Consider the following 19,054-nt stretch of genomic DNA (forward strand, 5'->3'; position numbering starts at 1 on the left):
TCTCCTCGCGTTCCCCCCGTGGCCTCGCGAGCTTCGCCGTTACGTCCCGAGCGGTCTTGGGGGACTGCTAATCTTTCGAAGTCGGCAAGGTCCGGCGCAAACCACTCAGATCACTCCGGTGACTTCCGTATGGCTGCGTCATGTTTGCCGATGACCCTTTCAAATCAGCGGTTCCAAAGATCGGTTCGCAGAGCCGCTCAAGGGCTGGTAAGTTTGAGGGGTTGCCCTGGAAACGGGGTCGCCGGAATTCCATGAAGACCAGCAAGATCGAGTCAATCGCTTCAAACAAGCGAGTTTGACACGAAAAAGCGGGTCTGAAAGAATAAAGGCACAACGAAAGAACACAATAAAACAAAACGAACGCCCCGGATGGTCGGGCCCTGCGGGTTCTGATTCACTCCGGTGTACGCGTCCGTTTCTTGAGAACTCAACAGTGTGTTAAAAGCCAGTGCATGATGCACAACCCCGTTCATCCCACCTTTTGCGGGTGGGGGACGGATTCCTTTGGTTGATACACGCGCCCCTCTTGTGTGAGGGGCGGGTGCTTTCAGCTGGGGTGAACTTTTTCAGACATTGTTTGGAGAGTTTGATCCTGGCTCAGGACGAACGCTGGCGGCGTGCTTAACACATGCAAGTCGAGCGGAAAGGCCCTTCGGGGTACTCGAGCGGCGAACGGGTGAGTAACACGTGAGTAACCTGCCCCTGACTCTGGGATAAGCCCGGGAAACTGGGTCTAATACCGGATACGACACCTCCTCGCATGGGGTGGGTGTGGAAAGTTTTTCGGTCAGGGATGGACTCGCGGCCTATCAGCTTGTTGGTGGGGTAACGGCCTACCAAGGCGACGACGGGTAGCCGGCCTGAGAGGGCGACCGGCCACACTGGGACTGAGACACGGCCCAGACTCCTACGGGAGGCAGCAGTGGGGAATATTGCGCAATGGGCGAAAGCCTGACGCAGCGACGCCGCGTGGGGGATGACGGCCTTCGGGTTGTAAACCTCTTTCAGCAGGGACGAAGTTGACGTGTACCTGCAGAAGAAGCGCCGGCTAACTACGTGCCAGCAGCCGCGGTAATACGTAGGGCGCAAGCGTTGTCCGGAATTATTGGGCGTAAAGAGCTCGTAGGTGGCTTGTCACGTCGGGTGTGAAAGCTTGGGGCTTAACTCCAGGTCTGCATTCGATACGGGCTGGCTAGAGGTAGGTAGGGGAGAACGGAATTCCTGGTGTAGCGGTGAAATGCGCAGATATCAGGAGGAACACCGGTGGCGAAGGCGGTTCTCTGGGCCTTACCTGACGCTGAGGAGCGAAAGCGTGGGGAGCGAACAGGATTAGATACCCTGGTAGTCCACGCTGTAAACGTTGGGCGCTAGGTGTGGGGACCTTCCACGGTTTCCGCGCCGTAGCTAACGCATTAAGCGCCCCGCCTGGGGAGTACGGCCGCAAGGCTAAAACTCAAAGGAATTGACGGGGGCCCGCACAAGCGGCGGAGCATGTTGCTTAATTCGACGCAACGCGAAGAACCTTACCAAGGCTTGACATTGCCCGGAAACACTCAGAGATGGGTGCCTCTTCGGATCGGGTGACAGGTGGTGCATGGCTGTCGTCAGCTCGTGTCGTGAGATGTTGGGTTAAGTCCCGCAACGAGCGCAACCCTTGTTCAATGTTGCCAGCAACACCCTTTGGGGTGGTTGGGGACTCATTGGAGACTGCCGGGGTCAACTCGGAGGAAGGTGGGGATGACGTCAAGTCATCATGCCCCTTATGTCTTGGGCTGCAAACATGCTACAATGGCCGGTACAGAGGGCTGCGATACCGCAAGGTGGAGCGAATCCCTAAAAGCCGGTCTCAGTTCGGATTGGGGTCTGCAACTCGACCCCATGAAGTCGGAGTCGCTAGTAATCGCAGATCAGCAACGCTGCGGTGAATACGTTCCCGGGCCTTGTACACACCGCCCGTCACGTCACGAAAGTCGGCAACACCCGAAGCCCGTGGCCCAACCAGCTTGCTGGGGGGAGCGGTCGAAGGTGGGGCTGGCGATTGGGACGAAGTCGTAACAAGGTAGCCGTACCGGAAGGTGCGGCTGGATCACCTCCTTTCTAAGGAGCACCGACCGTGCAGCGCAAGCTGCGGGGTCTACGTCACGGTCAGGGGCGAATGTTTCCTGCGTGACACGCTCATTAGTGGAGCACTGGCTACTCGGTTCGGCGGGATCGCTGACCGGCAAGTACCGCCCACGCTCTTCGGAGCATGGGAGTGGGAACGACGGTTTCAGGGGTTCGGCCGGGGTGAACACACTGTTGGGTCCTGAGGAAACGGGCCGCTTTCGGGTCACCGCCGTCGGGTGGTGGCCTGGGTAAGTGGCTGCTCGCCCCTGTTGTGGGGTTGGGCGCCGTTGGTTCCTCGTTTGCGGGACTGTTCTCCTGCCACATCGGCTCATCACCTCTTCGCGGGGGTGTGGGTGTCTGGTGGTGGGGTGGATACGGTCGCTGTTTGTTGTTTGAGATTTGCATAGTGGACGCGAGCATCTTTGTGGCCAAGTTTTTTAGGGCACACGGTGGATGCCTTGGCATCAGGAGCCGATGAAGGACGTGGGAGGCTGCGTTAAGCCCCGGGGAGTCGCCAACCAGACGTTGATCCGGGGATGTCCGAATGGGGAAACCTAGCACCAGTCATGTGGTGTTGCCTCCGCCTGAATGTATAGGGCGGTTGGTGGTAACGCGGGGAAGTGAAACATCTCAGTACCCGTAGGAAGAGAAAACAAATAGTGATTCCGTGAGTAGTGGTGAGCGAAAGCGGAACAGGCTAAACCGTTCGCGTGTGATAGCCGGCAGGCGTTGCGCGGGCGGGGTTGTGGGACCCTCTAGCAGGAACTGCCGTTTCTGCAAACAGTAAAAAATCCTTTCGATAGTCGAAGCCTCTGGGAAGGGGCGCCACAGACCGTGAGAGTCGGGTAGGCGAAATCGGTTGGACTGTTTGAGGGGATCCCAAGTAGCACGGGGCCCGAGAAATCCTGTGTGAATCTGCCAGGACCACCTGGTAAGCCTAAATACTCCCTGATGACCGATAGTGAACAAGTACCGTGAGGGAAAGGTGAAAAGCGCCCCGGTGAGGGGTCGTGAAATAGTACCTGAAACCGTGTGCCTACAAGCCGTAGGAGCGTAAACACTTTTCGGAGTGTTTGTGATGTGACTGCGTGCCTTTTGAAGAATGAGCCTGCGAGTTATGGTGTGTGGCGAGGTTAACCCGTGTGGGGGAGCCGTAGCGAAAGCGAGTCTGAATAGGGCGTTTGAGTCGCATGCTGTAGACCCGAAGCGGAGTGATCTAGGCATGGGCAGGTTGAAGCGCGGGTAAGACCGCGTGGAGGACCGAACCCACCAGGGTTGAAAACCTGGGGGATGACCTGTGTTTAGGGGTGAAAGGCCAATCAAACTCCGTGATAGCTGGTTCTCCCCGAAATGCATTTAGGTGCAGCGTTGCGTGTTTCTTGCCGGAGGTAGAGCACTGGATGGCTAATGGGCCCGACAAGGTTACTGACGTCAGCCAAACTCCGAATGCCGGTAAGTGAGAGCGCAGCAGTGAGACTGCGGGGGATAAGCTCCGTAGTCGAGAGGGAAACAGCCCAGACCACCGACTAAGGCCCCTAAGCGTGTGCTAAGTGGGAAAGGATGTGGAGTCGCAGTGACAACCAGGAGGTTGGCTTAGAAGCAGCCACCCTTGAAAGAGTGCGTAATAGCTCACTGGTCAAGTGATTCCGCGCCGACAATGTAGCGGGGCTCAAGTACACCGCCGAAGTCGTGGCATTCACACGTATGCTGAGCCTTTGTGGTTTAGGTGTGTGGATGGGTAGGGGAGCGTCGTGCGGCCGGCGAAGCGGCAGAGTGATCTAGTCGTGGAGGCCGTGCGAGTGAGAATGCAGGCATGAGTAGCGAATCAGAAGTGAGAAACTTCTGCGCCGGATGACCAAGGGTTCCTGGGCCAGGCTAATCCGCCCAGGGTAAGTCGGGACCTAAGGCGAGGCCGACAGGCGTAGTCGATGGACAACGGGTTGATATTCCCGTACCCGCTACGATGCGCCAATACTGAATCCAGTGATACTAAGGGTCCTTAAGTCCCTCGTTTGCATCCTTCGGGGTGTGTAGGGGTGAGGCTGAACGCCTGGCCTGAACTGGTAGTAGGTAAGCGATGGGGTGACGCAGGAAGGTAGCCCAGCCCAGGCGATGGTAGTCCTGGGGTAAGCATGTAGGGAGAGAGGTAGGCAAATCCGCCTCTCATGTAATCCTGAGATGTGATGCCGAGCCGATTGTGGCGAAGTGGGTGATCCTATGCTGCCGAGAAAAGCCTCTAGTGAGTGTCGTGGCGGCCCGTACCCCAAACCGACTCAGGTGGTCAGGTAGAGAATACCAAGGCGATCGGGTGAACTGTGGTTAAGGAACTCGGCAAATTGCCCCCGTAACTTCGGGAGAAGGGGGGCCTCCGCTGGTGATCAGACTTGCTTTGTGAGCTGGTGGGGGTCGCAGAGGCCAGGGGGAAGCGACTGTTTACTAAAAACACAGGTCCGTGCGAAGTCGTAAGACGATGTATACGGACTGACGCCTGCCCGGTGCTGGAACGTTAAGGGGACCGGTTAGCGCACTTCGGTGTGCGAGGCTGAGAACTTAAGCGCCAGTAAACGGCGGTGGTAACTATAACCATCCTAAGGTAGCGAAATTCCTTGTCGGGTAAGTTCCGACCTGCACGAATGGCGTAACGACTTCCCCGCTGTCTCAACCGCAGACCCGGCGAAATTGCACTACGAGTAAAGATGCTCGTTACGCGCAGCAGGACGGAAAGACCCCGGGACCTTCACTACAGCTTGACATTGGCGTTTGGAACGTCTTGTGTAGGATAGGTGGGAGACTTTGAAGCTATCACGCTAGTGGTGGTGGAGTCATTGGTGAAATACCACTCTGGTCGTTTTGAACGTCTAACTTCGGTCCGTGATCCGGATCAGGGACAGTGTCTGGTGGGTAGTTTAACTGGGGCGGTTGCCTCCTAAAGAGTAACGGAGGCGCCCAAAGGTTCCCTCAGCCTGGTTGGTAATCAGGTGTCGAGTGTAAGTGCACAAGGGAGCTTGACTGTGAGACCGACGGGTCGAGCAGGAGCGAAAGCTGGGACTAGTGATCCGGCGGTGGCATGTGGAAGCGCCGTCGCTCAACGGCTAAAAGGTACCCCGGGGATAACAGGCTGATCTTCCCCAAGAGTCCATATCGACGGGATGGTTTGGCACCTCGATGTCGGCTCGTCGCATCCTGGGGCTGGAGTAGGTCCCAAGGGTTGGGCTGTTCGCCCATTAAAGCGGTACGCGAGCTGGGTTTAGAACGTCGCGAGACAGTTCGGTCCCTATCCGCTGCGCGCGCAGGAGACTTGAAAGGAGCTGTCCCTAGTACGAGAGGACCGGGACGGACGAACCTCTGGTGTGCCAGTTGTTCCGCCAGGAGCATGGCTGGTTGGCTACGTTCGGAAGGGATAACCGCTGAAAGCATCTAAGCGGGAAGCTCGCCTTGAGATGAGGTCTCCCACCACGTGAGTGGGTAAGGCCCCCGGGAGACGACCGGGTTGATAGGCCGGAGGTGGAAGCATGGTAACGTGTGGAGCTGACCGGTACTAATAGGCCGAGGACTTGACCACAAAGCAATCGTGCTCTGAAGGTCAACCGATGGTGGTTGTCGCTGCGCTCTGTATCCTTCGCCGGGTCCGGAGCAGCGCGTGACCGCTGGGGTTGGTTGGTAGGAGGGCAGTGTTGCCCGCGTCCACTATGTGATTCTGAAACAGCAAACACCGCCCCCCACGGCAGAGTTGGTGGGGGTGTGTGGTGTTGATAGTTTCATAGTGTTACGGCGGTTATGGCGAAGGGGAAACACCCGGTTACATTCCGAACCCGGAAGTTAAGCTCTTCAGCGCCGATGGTACTGCACCGGGGACGGTGTGGGAGAGTAGGTCGCCGCCGGACAATCTTTGATAAGGAGGGTCACCCCATGCGGGGTGGCCCTTCTTTCATTTCCAGCCCCTTTCCATCGAGGGGCTTCTTACCGCGTGGTGAAAGCCTCTCGTATGGCCGGCTCAGGCGTGTAGTTCCCCTGAGAGTACGGTCACCGCGCGTCCGCTCAACGCGACCCGTTCGCCTCTCATGGTTGTCCGGACGACACCGCCTCGCTCGGAGAGCTGGGCACCGACCAGGGCATCGGAACCCAGTTTCCCTGACCAGTAAGGCGCCAGGGCACAGTGGGCGGAACCGGTCACCGGGTCTTCGGGGACACCGACCCGGGGCGCGAAGAAACGGGACACGTAATCGGCGTCGGATGACGGGGAGGCCGGAGCCGTCACGATGATTCCCCGTGCGTCCACGGCCTCCAGGGCGCGGAAGTTGGGAGAGACGGCACGTACGGCCTCCTCGGACTCGACTTCCACGAGGTAATCCCAAACATTTTTTCCGGTCCACAGAGGTTTAACGCCCAGCGCCTCCATCAGGCCGGGTGGCGGACTCACTTCTTTGAGTACTTTTACCGGGAAATCCATGGTGATTAAACCGGATTTATCCCTGGTCGTAGAGAGGATTCCGCTCTTCGTTGAGAATTCGAGGGTTTCCGGGGCTGTTTCTGTGGAATACAGCACATGCGCTGTGGCCAAGGTCGCATGCCCGCACAGGGCTACCTCGACCGACGGCGTGAACCATCGGAGCGAATACGGCTCGCCGTCCTCCCCTCCGAGCAGGAAGGCCGTCTCGGAGTGTCGCATCTCCGCTGCCAGGGACTGCATCCAGGCGTCGGGGGCCGGATTATCGAGTACGCAGACCCCGGCGGGGTTACCCTTGAAAAATTGGTCGGTAAACGAATCGACCGTATAGATACGCATGACGTGATGTTAGCGGTCTCGACAATAATCAGTCGAAACCAGGGTAGATGATCAGGTAAACCTGTGCGGTAGCCGTACAAAGTGGAAATAAGTACTGGGCGTGTCGCATGGCGAACTTCTGGTCGTCGGTTACCGTCCAAGGTGTAGGGACAAGCCGACTGCGGCGTGGTCCTGAGGAAAGGACGAGCCGATGGGGGCAGTGCGCAAGGTGGCGAGCTACCTTGGCCTGGGCGGGACAGAGCACTATGACGAGTCCTACGACTACGAGGATGAGGTCGAGGGCGAAGACGAGGACTGGCAGCCTGCCTCCGAGCGCGCGGCCAAGCGCTGGCGCGCGATCGCCGAGCCTTCGCGGATCGTGATGCTGACCCCGCGAAAGTACAATGACGCCCCGATCATCGGCCGGCACTTCCGTGAGGGTCAGACCGTCATCATGGACGTCAACGGCATGAGCACCGCCGAGGCCACAAGGATGGTCGACTTCGCCGCCGGGCTTGCCTACGGCTGCGAGGGCCGTATCGAGCGTATCGCTGAGAAGGTCTTCCTACTGGCTCCGGCCGAAGTGGAGATCACCACCGGCTGATCCGGAAAACGGCCGGAACGTGTCCCCCCTCACGTGCCGGCGTTCTCCTGGATCGGTGTGGTTTTCATCAGAGGGCGCTGCCCGGCTCGGTGCTGCTTCTGGCGTGGACGGCTGCACCGGTTCGGCGCGGCCGTCATCCGCGGCTGGTTCGGTTCGGGGTGACTTCTGTCATAGGCACTCTCTGCCCAGCCTGTCACCTGTTGTTGTCCTTTGGGCCCGGTCGCTTCCGGTCAGCCGGCGCGAGGGCCTCTGCGGAGCAGGCGGGTCAGCTCGGCCAGGTCAGAGGCCGCGGTCTGGGCGCGATCCTCGGCCTCGCGGGCGTACTCATGCAGTGCCCATACCGCGCCCTGTGCCATCTCCCGGAGTTCGGAGAGCTGGGCGACGACGTATTCGGCATCCGCCTGCTCGCGCTTGCGCCTGTGCCACAGCCGGTAGCCTCCCGCCGCGGCCAGGAGCGGTCCGAGCGCCGCGAGCGGCAGTATCGCCGGGATGGCGAGTGCGATCACCAGGGCCACCACACCGAGGGCGAGCAGCGCGTAGGCGAGCCAGGGGCGGCCGCGGACCGGAGTGCCGTCGACGATGATGCGATTCTCGGCGGTGGCCAGCGACTCGGCGTCCGGGCCTTCGGGACGGAGTGTCACGCGGTGCCCGAGGATGGGCATGACAACCGACTCCGGAGGATTGACCTGGGTGGCCTGTACGAGGCTTTTGGCTGCCGTGCGGACGATCGGCGCGGCCACGTGAAGAGCGATGGCGGTCAGGTCGAGGTGGGAGCTGGGCTGCAGGTCGCTGAGGAGGTGGCCTTCGAGGGAACTCATCGGTCCTTCGGGGCCATTGGAGCCGATCAAGTGGCGAAGCACGGTCAGTGGTTCGCCGTCGTTCCAGGGGATGGCCGATCCGTTCAGGGACGGTTCGGCCGAGGAGGCCGAGGAGGCCGAGGAGAAGGAGGGCTCGGCCAAGGGGGCGACGAGTTTTCCTCCGGTGCCTCCCCGGTTTCCCCCGGGGCTCTCCCGAGCCGAAGTGATCTCGGCACAGCGGTCACGCAGCCGGGTCAGCTGGGCGGAGGCCTGAACGGGTTCGGCAAGCTCGGGGATTTCGGCGAGCTCGGGGAAGTCGGCCAGGGACGGCGGCGCCACCGCCGACGGATCGTCCGGGATCAGGGCGCGCAGCCACCGCTCGGGTTCGGAGACGGGGGACGAGGACACCGCGTCGAGCTTGCGGAGCACGAAGATCTTGCCTGCGGGGCCGTACGCGCCCCTGGCGGCGGCGAGCCAGAGGGCGCGCTGGCCATGGGTCACCGGGCGGTCCAGGGAGAGCTCGCCGAAGGCGATGCCCAGCCAGGAGGCGTGGATCTGGTCACCCTGCCCGGCGACGGCGAGGGCGAGGCAGAGGAAGAGCGCGGTTCGCTGCTCGTCGCGCTGTGCGGCGCGGGCGAGGGGTTCGAGTGCCTCCTCGCCGTCCATGAGCAGTGTGAGAGCCTCGACGGCCGGCGCCAGCCAGTGTCCGGGCACATCGATGAGTTTTGCCGACATCCTGGCTGAGGTGGCACCGGCGGCCAGATTCGTCAGGAGCGCCTCGGCATAGCGGTGCAACTCCGTCCCCGCGTGGGGATACGCGGTCAGGTCTGTGCTCAAGGCAGAGAACTCTCCGAAGTTGTGACCGATGACCGCGCCAGCGTAGTGCGCCTCGGACATGCCCGCGGGGAGGCACGCCGAAAGCAACTTTGCCAGATGATCGCCTCAACCTGGCGAATCAAGACGATCATCTGGCGGATGGATCACATTCGCTCGGGCACCGGGACGCCGAGGAGGTCCAGGCCGGTCGTCAGCACGTTCAGGGTGAGCGCGCACAGGGCGAGCCGCGAGGCCCGCGTGGCCGGGTCGACGTCGTCCTTCAGGACCGGGCAGTTCTCGAAGAACGTGGTGAAGGCGCTCGCGGTGTCAAAGAGGTAGGCGGCGAGCTTATGGGGCATCGAGCCTTCCGCCATCTCCTCGACGGCCGAGCCGAACCCGAGAAGCTGCAGGGCCAGGGCGCGCTCGGCGGGGTGGCCGAGAACGATCGGACCGGTCGACTCGGACGGGTCGACCCCGCCTCTGCGGAAGATGGAGCGGATCCGGGCCTGGGCGTACTGCAGGTAGGGGCCGGTGTTCCCGGTCAGGGCGAGCATGCGGTCGAAGTCGAAGACGTACTCGCTGTCGTGGCTGACCGACAGGTCGGCGTACTTGACCGCGCCCATGCCGACGGCGTGCGCGATCTCCGTGCGCTCCGCCTCGCCGTACTCCCTGTCTTGGATCGCCGCGGCGGCCCTGGTCTCGGCCTCGTCGAGGAGCTCCAGGAGTTTGACGGACTCGCCGCTCCGGGTCTTGAACATCTTGCCGTCGCTGCCCAGCACGCTGCCGATCTGGACGTGCTCCGCCCTGACGTGGTCGGGCAGCCAACCGGCCATCCTGGCGGAGTCGAACAGCATCGACATGTGCATGGCCTGCGTCACCCCGATCACGTAGAGGATCCGGTCGGCCTTGAGGTCTTGGACCCGGTAGCGGATCGTCGCCATGTCCGTGGTGGCGTAGCCGTACCCGCCGTCACTCTTGCGGATCATGAACGGCAGGGGCTGGCCCTCGCGGCCGGTGTAGCCGGGCGGGAAGACGCAGAGCGCGCCCTCGCTGACGACGGCGATCCCGCGTTCCTGAAGATCGTCGCAGACCTGGGCGAGCATGGAGTTGTACATGCTCTCGCCGGCGATGTCGTCGTTGGTCAGCGTCACGCCGAGCTGGACGTAGACCTTGTTGAAGTAGCGGACCGTGGCGTCCATGAAGATGTGCCACAGACGCATGGTCTCCGGCTCTTCGCTCTGGAGGGTCACGACCCGCGTGCGGGCGCGCTTGTTGAACTCCGGATCGCTGTCGAACTTCGCCCGGGCGGCCTGGTAGTAGGCGTTGCCCTCGCCGGCCTCAAGCTGGGTGACGGCGGTCTCCTCGCCGATGTCCAGCAGGTGCTCGATGAGCATGCCGAACGGCGTGCCCCAGTCGCCCAGGTGGTTCTGCCGGACGACCTTGTTGCCCAGGTGCTCGTGGACCCGGGCGAGCGCGTCGCCGACGATGGTCGTGCGCAGGTGGCCGACGTGCATCTCCTTGGCCGCGTTGGGCGCGGAGTAGTCGATCACGACGGTCTGCGGCGAGGCGGACAGGGCGACGCCGTGGCGCGGGTCGGTCAGGATCTCGGACGCCTGGGCCGCGATCCAGTCGTCGGAGAGAGTGAGGTTGAGGAAGCCGGGGCCGCTGACCTCGACGGTGCCGGGGAAGGGCTCGCTCGGAGCGTTCTCGGCACCGCCGGTGAGGTGGGCGGCGATCTCCTGGGCGACCTCCCGCGGGGCTCGTCGCAGTCGCTTGCTCAGGCTCATCGCCACGTTCGCCTGGTAGTCGGCGAACTGGGAGGGACGGATCAGCGGATCTGCGTCGGCGTACTCCGTACCGAAGGCGGTGGCCAGCGCTTGCTGGACGCGCTCGGTGAGTACGAGCTGCGGGTCGGTCATGACCATAAGGGTATCGGGTACCCGATCGTGGCCCGGTTGTATTTCACGGGGCCGTACGATCTTGAAAACCGGTCGTCGGTGCGGCCGGGGCGGCGACGCCGAATGTGGCCGTCACCAGAGGCGATGCGACCGGTGAGAGGTGGCGAGGCGTTCGCCGATGCGGTTCACCACACCCTCGTGGGCCAGCCTGGCCGCGAGCACGCAGGCGGCGCTGACGCCCTTGGCGTGTGAGGCTCCGTGTGCGATGACCACGGTGCCGTTCAGCCCGAGCAGTACGGCGCCGCCGTGAACCTCGGGGTCCAGGCGCCGGTAGAGCTCCTTGATGCGTTTCTTCTGCAGCAGCCCGCCGATCCTGGCCGTGCGGCTCTCCTGGATCGTCTCGCGGAGCTCGCTGAAGGCGTAGCGGACGCTGCCCTCCATGGTCTTGAGCGCGACGTTGCCGGTGAAGCCGTCGGCGACGATGACGTCCACGGTCCCGGTGAGAAGATCGTGTCCCTCGATGTTGCCGGCGAAGACGAGCCCCGGGGCGCCCGACAGCAGCTCGTGGGCTCGTTTGACGAGCTTGTTGCCCTTCTCGGGCTCGCTGCCGATGGTCAGCAGGCCGATCTTGGGAGCCTCGATCCCCAGGGCGGTCTCCGCGTAGGCCGCGCCGAGGTGGGCGAACTGCACCAGCATCTCGGGCTTGACCTCGGCGTTCGCCCCCGCGTCCAGCAGGATTGTGGGGTTCGGGCGGGTCGGCAGGGCCACGGCGATGGCAGGTCTGAGCACCCCCGGCTGGCCGCGGAGCCGGAGTTTGCCGGTGGCCACGATTCCGGCGGTGGATCCGGCGGAGACCACGGCACAGGCGTCGCCCCGCCGTACGAGGTGGCAGGCGACGGCGATGCTGGAACGCGGACGGCGCAGGCTGGCGAGGGCGCCCTCGTTCATGGCCAGTGCCTCTTCGGCCCGGACGATCGGGATCTCGGCGGTCGCGTCGTGCCGGTGGAGCGCGTCGGCGAGAGGGCGGGGAGCACCGACGAGGACGATGGGAATCCCATGTTCTCTCACTGCTTGCACGGCTCCCGCGACGATCTCGTCCGGGGCGTGGTCACCGCCCATCGCGTCCAAGGCGATCGGTATGACGCCGGGAGCGTCGGTATCAGGCAAGCGGTCACCTCGCGCGGGATGGTTTGTCCGCATCGTAGGCGGGGTGAAGGACCGGTTGGGTATTCAGGTCGATCAGGGCTTGTCGGGGAGATTCCAGTCGGTTCTCTCCCTCGCGACGATGATCTTCCCGAAAGTGGCCCGGCCGACGACCTTGATCACCGGCCCACCTTCGCCGCCGATGCCGCCTGAGATGTGCCTCTTGGCGAACAGCCCGCTGACCTCGTCGATGACGTGGGCGTTCTCGGGAACCCTGACGATCAGTTTGCCGCAGAAGGAGGTGAGCTCAAGCGTGATCTCCCTACCGGGAAGCACCGCGTCGGACAGGTCGACGATCAGAGCGCCGAAGGTGGCGCTCAGCGCCGTGTGCCGTCCGGCGACCCAGCGCCCGCCCCGAACGACCTTGCTGAAGGCGGCGGTGACCTCCTGGCGGCCGGCGATGGCCGTGGACGCGGGGGCGGCGACGTCGAGCAGGTCGAGAGTGATCGGGACGAGCTCGTCCACGGTCACGGAGTTGTAGGTCGCCTCCAGGCGGTCGGCGTGCTCGACGGTGGTCAGCCGGCCGGTGGCGAGCGCTTCGCTCAACACGGCGGCCACTCGGTCACGGTCGGCGTCGGAGGCGCGCAGGGCGGGAGCGAGGCCGGTGCCGAAGGCGTGCGGGGCGGGAGCGAGGCCGGTATCGGAGGCACGCGGGGCGGGAGCGAGATCGGTGTCGGAGACACGCGAGGCGAGAGTGAGGCCGGTGCCGGAGGCGCGCGGGGCGGGAGGGAGGCCGTCCTCCGACGTGTGAGGAACGGGGTCGTGGGTCGTCATGAGGTCGAGTCTACGACGATTCGAGATATATCGCGATAAGTGTTTGCAGACGAACTTGCTTCGTAATGGAACCGTCAGTAGGGGTAATTACGTCCGGGTATTAAACGACTTCGACGCATGACTGTATGGATGGGTTTACGTCAAGAGCTACAAAAACGAAGGGCAAGGTTGAGTGATCTTGAACGAAGGCTCTACGCGTGGGTTCCGGGCCTACACCGCGAAACATCTCGACGACCTGCTGAGGCGAGGCGGCGTGGGGGACGAGGAGCGGCTCCGGATCAGAGCGGTGGCGACGGTTCTGCCCTTCCGCACCAACGCCTACGTGGTGGATCAGCTCATCGACTGGTCGGCCATCCCCGAGGACCCCATCTATCGTCTGGTCTTCCCGCAGGCGGACATGTTGCCCGAGGCCGATGTCACCAGATTGGCGGGCCTTCTGAACGCCGGTGCGCGGAACGCCGAGATCCAGGCGGCGGCGAACGAGGTCAGGAGGCGGCTCAACCCGCATCCGGCGGGCCAGCTGGAACTCAACGTTCCTCACATCGGCACGGAGCCGCTGCCCGGGATGCAGCACAAATATCCCGAGACGGTGCTCTTCTTCCCCAAGCAGGGGCAGACCTGTCATGCCTACTGCACCTACTGCTTTCGATGGGCGCAGTTCATCGGGGAGCCCGACCTGAAGTTCGCCTCCGACGATGTCGGGAGCCTTGTCGGCTATCTGAAGGACCACCCCGAGGTGACCAGCGTGCTGTTCACCGGCGGCGATCCGATGATCATGAGTGAGGCGGTGCTCCGCCGCTATCTGGAACCTCTCCTCGAAGTGGAACAGCTCGAGTCCATCCGCATCGGCACCAAGTCACTGGCCTACTGGCCGCAGCGGTTCGTCTCGGACCCGGACAGCGCCGACACGCTGAAGCTGTTCGCCTCCGTCGCGGACGCGGGCAAGACCTTGGCCTTCATGGCGCACTTCTCCCACCCCAGGGAGATGGAGTCTCCGATCGTGGAGGCCGCCGTGGCCGGAATCCTCTCCACCGGCGCGGTGATCAGGACTCAGGCGCCGCTGATCAGGTCGATCAACGACGACCCCGAGACCTGGTCGTCCATGTGGCGCAGGCAGCTCACCATGGGCATGGTGCCCTACTACATGTTCGTCGAGCGGGACACCGGGCCGCAGGACTACTTCGCGGTGCCCCTCGCGCGGGCATACGAGATCTTCAGGGACGCCTACGCGAGCGTCTCGGGGCTGTGCCGTACGGTGCGGGGCCCCTCCATGTCCGCCACCCCCGGCAAGGTCTGCGTGGACGGCGTCGCGGAGATCGCCGGGCAGAAGGTCTTCGTGCTCCACCTCATCCAGGCGCGCGATCCCGAGTTGGTCGGGCGCCCCTTTTTCGCGCGGTACGACCCGCAGGCCGTGTGGCTCACGGATCTGCAGCCGGCATTCGCGGACCGCTTCCCCTTCGAGCCCGCGACGGTTCAGCGGCTGTCCGCCTGATCCGACCGGTCAAGCGGGCGTCCTGCAAATGGAAAATCTGACACCGCCGTCCATGGCTTCTTTTTCCTTCTTCTTTTCCAGCTCGTTGTTCTCCGGGTCCCGAAGGCGCGCTTCAGTCTTCTGCGGTATTTGCGGCATAAGGATTGACGGGCCGTAATCCTTCGCGATGTTATTTCCAGATTTACCGGCTGCGCCGGGTGGGCCTCCGCGCCCGCCCGGCGCAGCCATGCTGGGGCTCCAGACCCTGCCCACGCGGGTAATCTGATCTTTGCTGACTGACTTTGGGCTCGCTCGCGCTGGTGATACAAATGCCGAAGCAGCTTCCGGCCGGTGTGTTTCGTGTAGCTCTCCCAACCGCACCCGCTGGTAATCCGGGGACTCAGGTCCGCTTTTTTCTGACCATTCACAAGAAATCAAGCGAGCCGATTACAAGCTGGAAAGGCAATCATGAAGCGAGTCATCAAGACGGCTATGGCCGTGGCAGTGTTCGGTCTCGCGGCGGGAGTCTGCGCACCCGCTCAGGCGCAGACCGCCGGAACCTCCGACCTCATCAACGGCCTCGGCGGCCCGGGCTCGACGGACGGCGTCCTGCAGCTCGGTTCCTTCGGCCTCGACGTGCTCAACGGCCAGAACGCGCCGTACACGCCGTACTACGGGTTCAGGCACGGCCAGGGCGTCAGCGGCGGCCAGCACCTGCCCTGGGTGCCCCCGTACGCCATGGGGAGGCTCACCTGCATCTCCGGGGACGACCCCGTTTACGGCGCCACGCTGAACGGTGCCAACACGATGGCCGGGATCGCCGCCGCCCCTGGCGGCGTCACAAACGGCCCTGGTGGCCCGGTCATCCCGACCCCGCAGCTTGTCGGGACCGCGCAGCCCTCCGTCGAGCAGGCCGGTGTGCTCGCCGGCGTGGCGCAGCAGGCCGCTCCGCCTGTGGACGCCTCCGCTCCGCAGATGGCCGCTCCGGCCATGCAGCAGGGAACCCCGCAGGCCGGCGCTCCCGTCGCCCAGATCCCGCAGGCCGCCGTTCTGGCCCCTCGGACCCCGCAGGCTGACCCGGCTCCGGTCGTCGAGACCGAGACCGAGGCCGCGCCGATCGCCGACGCCGCGCCGATGATCGAGGCCGACCCGGCACCGATCGAGGCCGACCCGGCACCGATCGAGGCCGACCCGGCACCGATCGAGGCCGACCCGGCACCGGTCGAGGCCGACGCCGCGCCGGCGCCGGTCGCCGACGCCGCACCGGTCGTCGAGGTCGTGGTGCCCGTCGTCGAGGCTGTCGAGCCGATGGTCGAGGCTGACGCCGCGCCCGTCGCCGACGCCGCGCCGATGGTCGACGCCGACGCTCAGCCGATGATCCAGGCTGACCCCGCGCCGGTCGCCGAGACCGACGCCGCGCCCGTCGCCGACCCGGCACCGATCGCCGACCCGGCACCGATCGAGGCCGACCCGGCACCGGTCGAGGCCGACGCCGCGCCGGCGCCGGTCGCCGACGCCGCACCCGTCGTCGAGGTCGTGGTGCCCGTCGTCGAGGCTGTCGAGCCGATGGTCGAGGCTGACGCCGCGCCCGTCGCCGACGCCGCGCCGATGGTCGACGCCGACGCTCAGCCGATGATCCAGGCTGACCCCGCGCCGGTCGCCGAGACCGACGCCGCGCCCGTCACGGACGCCGCGCCGATCGCCGACGCCGCGCCCGTCACGGACACCGCACCGGTCGTCGAGGTCGTGGTGCCGGTCGGCTCCGCCCCCAGCGATGAGCTCGCGGTGGCCAGTGACAGCGTCGAAGAGGAGACGGTCGCGAGCATCACCCCTGCGGCCGACGTGACCGCAGAGGGCACCGAGGCCGTCGCCGCCGGTTAGTCTCACAGCGGCGGATGGGCCGAACGGTCACCGCGGCGAGTGGGTTGAATGATCAGAGCAACAGAGAAACCGGCCGGTGCGCACCGGCCGGTTTCTCTGTTGCTCAGTGGCTTGCTCCCCGCACGGAGGTGCGGCGGGCGATCTGAGCCTGCAGCCTGGCCATCTGCCAATGCAACTCGATGAGCTGCTCAGTGAGCTGGAGTCGGGGGATCTCGGATGGGTCTTCTATGGCCAGGTAGTCGATCGCGGTCGACAGCTCTCGCATCGCGCGCCCCCACTCCATGACGGCTTCCTAGGATCGAAACAACGTTCGAATCATAGCGGAACGCCGATCCCGGTGTCAGTCCATTGCCTCCTGAGCCACTCAGGTTTCGTACACAGGTGCGATATACCCGCGGGCCAGGGTGTGGGCGGTGATGTTGAAGCCGATGACGGCGGGCGGCGTGTCCCTGTCGACGCCCAGTTTCTCCACGTCGAGGGCGTGCACCGCGAAGATGTAGCGGTGCGGGAACCCGGGCGGAGGGGCGGCGCCGCCGTACGCGTTGATGCTGTAGTCGTTGCGGCCGTGAACGCCCGGGCCGCCGTCGTCGACGCCCGCCCCGGACGGCAGTTCGGTCACGTCGGCGGGGATGTCGAACAGCAGCCAGTGCCAGAATCCGCTGCCGGTCGGGGCGTCGGGGTCGAAGCACGTCACCGCGTAGCTGAGGGTGCCCTCGGGGGCGCCGGACCAGCGCAGGTGCGGGGAGACGTTCTGCCCGTCCGAACCCCAGTCGTCGAACACGTGGTCCTTGGCCAGGACCTCACCGTCGCGGACGTCGTCACTTTCGACGGTCAGCGCCGGGACCTGGGGCAGGAAGTCATATGGAATCGGTGGCCGTGAGGACACGATTCACCTCCGATGAGAAGCGTCTTGTCGGTCGCTCCTCATCTTGCCCTGCCGTCAGACGGCGTTGTACGCCTCCAGGACCGTCTTCGGGTCACCATCCATCTTGATCTTTCCCTTGTGCAGCCAGAGGACCCGGTTGCAGGTCTCCTCGATCACGTCGAGGTTGTGCGCGACCAGGAAGACGGTGCCGGCCTCGTCGCGCATCTTCTTGATGCGGTCTTGGCTCTTGCGTTTGAAGTCGCGGTCGCCGGTGGCCAGGGCCTCGTCGATGAGCAGCACGTCGTGGGCCTTGGCCGAGGCGATGGCGAAGCGGAGCCTGGCGCCCATGCCGGAGGAGTATGTCGACATGGGGAACTGCACGAACTCGCCGATCCCGGAGAAGTCGACGATCTCGTCGTACTTCTCCTTCACCTGCGCGGGGTTCATGCCCATCGCGTAGCAGCCGAGCACGATGTTGCGCTCACCGGTGAGCTCGCGCATCAGCGCGGCGTTGACGCCGAGCAGGGAGGGCTGGCCGTCGGTGTAGACCGCGCCCGAGTGCGGGGGCAGGAGGCCGGCGATGGCGCGCAGCAGGGTGGACTTGCCGGAGCCGTTACGGCCGACGATGCCGATGGCGTCGCCGTGGCGGGCCACGAAGGAGACGCCGCGGACGGCGTGGATCTCCTTCATCTGAGGCCGGCCCTGGCGCTTGAGAAGGCGCATGAGGGCGGTGGCGGCGTTGCCCTTCTCCGCGTCGGTCGTCGCGCCGTACACCTTGTAGATGATGTGCAGGTCGTCCACGATGACCGTCGGAGTGCCCGCGCGGTCGTCGCCGGAGGGCTCCGGAGCGGGGTGCACCCTGACGTCCGTGCTGGGGACGCCGGAATCCTCGGCCTTCACGCGGGACAGCTCCTCGGTCAACTCAGCCACGTCCGTACTTCTCCTCGGCTCGCCAGAAGTACCAGAAGCCACCGGCCAATGCGAACACGGCCCAGAATACGCAGACCATCCAGATGTACGGTCGCGTGTCGTGCGTCCTCATCAACAGGTCCCGCATGAGCTCGATGTAGGCGGCGGCGGGGTTGAGGTACATGATGTCGGCGATCCACTGGCGCGCTCCGTCGGCGTCGACGAGCCTGTCCTGAATCGAATAGAACACGCCCGAGGCGTAGAGCCAGGTGCGCATGATGAAGGGCAACAGCTGGTTCAGGTCGCGGGCGGTGGCGCCGATGCGGGCCAGGACCAGGCTGGCGCCGATGTTGAACATCGTCTGCAGTATCAGGGCGACCGGGATCAGCAGCCAGAGCCAGGTGACCGCCTCGCCGGTGATCAGCACCAGTGCGAACAGCACGCCCATCGAGATCAGGAGCTGCTGGAACTCCTGGATCGTGTAGGCGAGCGGAAGCGCCGCGCGGGGGAAGTGCAGGGCGCGGATCAGCGACAGGTTGCTGGAGATCGCCTTGGCCCCGCTGCTCACCGAGCGCTGGGTGTAGGTGTAGACGAACATCCCGGTGATGAGGAAGGCCGGATAGTTTTTTATGCCCTTGTCCGCGCCGAGGATCAGACCGAACATCAGCCAGTAGATCCCCGCGTTGAACAGGGGAGTCAGGACCTGCCAGAGCTGGCCCATGGCTGAGTTGCTGTACTTCGAGACGTTACGCGAGGTGGCGTACGTCATGACGAAGTGCCGTCGTTCCCACAGTTGACGCAGGTAGACGGGCAGACTGGGGCGTGCGATGGCACGCCGAAGTCCGTAACGCTCGGCGAGCTTGGCCAGCGGCTCTTGCCCCTGCACAGGGGTGCCGTTTTTCGGGCCGCCCGCCTGGGCGTCCGCGACCGCGGATTCCGGCTGGCTCATGGCAAGGACTCTATTG

The 19,054-nt window shown here is 64.2% G+C and carries 13 protein-coding genes and 3 rRNA genes; 6 read left to right on the forward strand and 10 right to left on the reverse strand.

Annotated elements, in window-relative coordinates:
* Window positions 1-574 precede the first annotated feature (574 nt).
* The 3 genes from J2853_RS37575 (at window position 575) to rrf (ending at window position 5,990) form a co-directional block, all read left to right on the forward strand.
* Window positions 575-2,097, forward strand: a 16S ribosomal RNA gene (locus J2853_RS37575).
* A 435-nt stretch (window positions 2,098-2,532) separates the two neighbouring features.
* Window positions 2,533-5,668: ribosomal RNA gene (locus J2853_RS37580) — 23S ribosomal RNA — on the forward strand.
* Window positions 5,669-5,873: 205 nt separating this feature from the next.
* Window positions 5,874-5,990 (forward strand): 5S ribosomal RNA (gene rrf / locus J2853_RS37585).
* Together the 16S, 23S and 5S rRNA genes form the textbook arrangement of a ribosomal RNA operon.
* Before the next feature lie 110 nt (window positions 5,991-6,100).
* On the opposite strand, the gene J2853_RS37590 is transcribed toward rrf, so the two are convergent.
* Window positions 6,101-6,892 (reverse strand): PhzF family phenazine biosynthesis protein, encoded by a 792-nt coding sequence (locus J2853_RS37590; RefSeq protein WP_307565758.1) that lies wholly within the window; start codon window positions 6,890-6,892, stop codon window positions 6,101-6,103.
* A gap of 190 nt (window positions 6,893-7,082) precedes the next feature.
* On the opposite strand from J2853_RS37590, the gene J2853_RS37595 reads away from it, so the two are divergent.
* Window positions 7,083-7,475 carry a cell division protein SepF gene (locus tag J2853_RS37595; protein WP_307565760.1) on the forward strand — a complete coding sequence of 131 codons (393 nt, stop codon included), beginning with the start codon at window positions 7,083-7,085 and terminating at the stop codon, window positions 7,473-7,475.
* A 230-nt stretch (window positions 7,476-7,705) separates the two neighbouring features.
* Here J2853_RS37595 and J2853_RS37600 read toward each other — a convergent pair whose 3' ends face one another.
* From J2853_RS37600 to J2853_RS37615, 4 genes are all read right to left on the reverse strand, one after another.
* Window positions 7,706-9,109 carry a hypothetical protein gene (locus J2853_RS37600; RefSeq protein WP_307565762.1) on the reverse strand — a complete coding sequence of 468 codons (1,404 nt, stop codon included), beginning with the start codon at window positions 9,107-9,109 and terminating at the stop codon, window positions 7,706-7,708.
* A gap of 143 nt (window positions 9,110-9,252) precedes the next feature.
* Entirely contained in the window at window positions 9,253-11,007 is a 1,755-nt protein-coding gene (gene argS / locus J2853_RS37605; protein ID WP_307565764.1) for an arginine--tRNA ligase, read from the reverse strand.
* Window positions 11,008-11,118: 111 nt separating this feature from the next.
* Window positions 11,119-12,153 carry a phosphate acyltransferase PlsX gene (gene plsX, locus J2853_RS37610; RefSeq protein ID WP_307565765.1) on the reverse strand — a complete coding sequence of 345 codons (1,035 nt, stop codon included), beginning with the start codon at window positions 12,151-12,153 and terminating at the stop codon, window positions 11,119-11,121.
* A gap of 72 nt (window positions 12,154-12,225) precedes the next feature.
* The gene (locus tag J2853_RS37615; protein WP_307565767.1) at window positions 12,226-12,963 is read right to left on the reverse strand and encodes a DUF1707 SHOCT-like domain-containing protein; all 738 of its coding nucleotides are present in this window, start codon (window positions 12,961-12,963) and stop codon (window positions 12,226-12,228) included.
* Window positions 12,964-13,135: 172 nt separating this feature from the next.
* Between J2853_RS37615 and J2853_RS37620 the strand changes: the two genes are divergently transcribed.
* Entirely contained in the window at window positions 13,136-14,455 is a 1,320-nt protein-coding gene (locus tag J2853_RS37620; RefSeq protein ID WP_307565768.1) for a KamA family radical SAM protein, read from the forward strand.
* A gap of 9 nt (window positions 14,456-14,464) precedes the next feature.
* On the opposite strand, the gene J2853_RS37625 is transcribed toward J2853_RS37620, so the two are convergent.
* Complete coding sequence (locus J2853_RS37625; protein WP_307565770.1) at window positions 14,465-14,683, reverse strand: hypothetical protein; 219 nt, start codon at window positions 14,681-14,683, stop codon at window positions 14,465-14,467.
* Between the two features lie 219 nt (window positions 14,684-14,902).
* Between J2853_RS37625 and J2853_RS37630 the strand changes: the two genes are divergently transcribed.
* Window positions 14,903-16,315 carry a hypothetical protein gene (locus J2853_RS37630; protein WP_307565771.1) on the forward strand — a complete coding sequence of 471 codons (1,413 nt, stop codon included), beginning with the start codon at window positions 14,903-14,905 and terminating at the stop codon, window positions 16,313-16,315.
* A gap of 103 nt (window positions 16,316-16,418) precedes the next feature.
* Here J2853_RS37630 and J2853_RS37635 read toward each other — a convergent pair whose 3' ends face one another.
* The 4 genes from J2853_RS37635 to J2853_RS37650 form a co-directional block, all read right to left on the reverse strand.
* Window positions 16,419-16,598, reverse strand: a complete 180-nt coding sequence (locus tag J2853_RS37635; protein ID WP_307565773.1) for a hypothetical protein — start codon at window positions 16,596-16,598, stop codon at window positions 16,419-16,421.
* Between the two features lie 81 nt (window positions 16,599-16,679).
* Window positions 16,680-17,201, reverse strand: coding sequence for a YbhB/YbcL family Raf kinase inhibitor-like protein (locus J2853_RS37640; RefSeq protein ID WP_307565775.1), 522 nt, complete (start codon window positions 17,199-17,201; stop codon window positions 16,680-16,682).
* A 54-nt stretch (window positions 17,202-17,255) separates the two neighbouring features.
* On the reverse strand, window positions 17,256-18,110 hold the full coding sequence (locus J2853_RS37645; RefSeq protein ID WP_307565776.1) for an ABC transporter ATP-binding protein: 855 nt from the start codon (window positions 18,108-18,110) through the stop codon (window positions 17,256-17,258).
* Complete coding sequence (locus J2853_RS37650; RefSeq protein WP_307565778.1) at window positions 18,103-19,038, reverse strand: ABC transporter permease; 936 nt, start codon at window positions 19,036-19,038, stop codon at window positions 18,103-18,105. The genes J2853_RS37645 and J2853_RS37650 overlap by 8 nt, the downstream gene beginning before the upstream one ends.
* Window positions 19,039-19,054 lie beyond the last annotated feature (16 nt).

Source organism: Streptosporangium lutulentum (assembly GCF_030811455.1).
Classification (GTDB): Bacteria; Actinomycetota; Actinomycetes; order Streptosporangiales; family Streptosporangiaceae; genus Streptosporangium; species Streptosporangium lutulentum.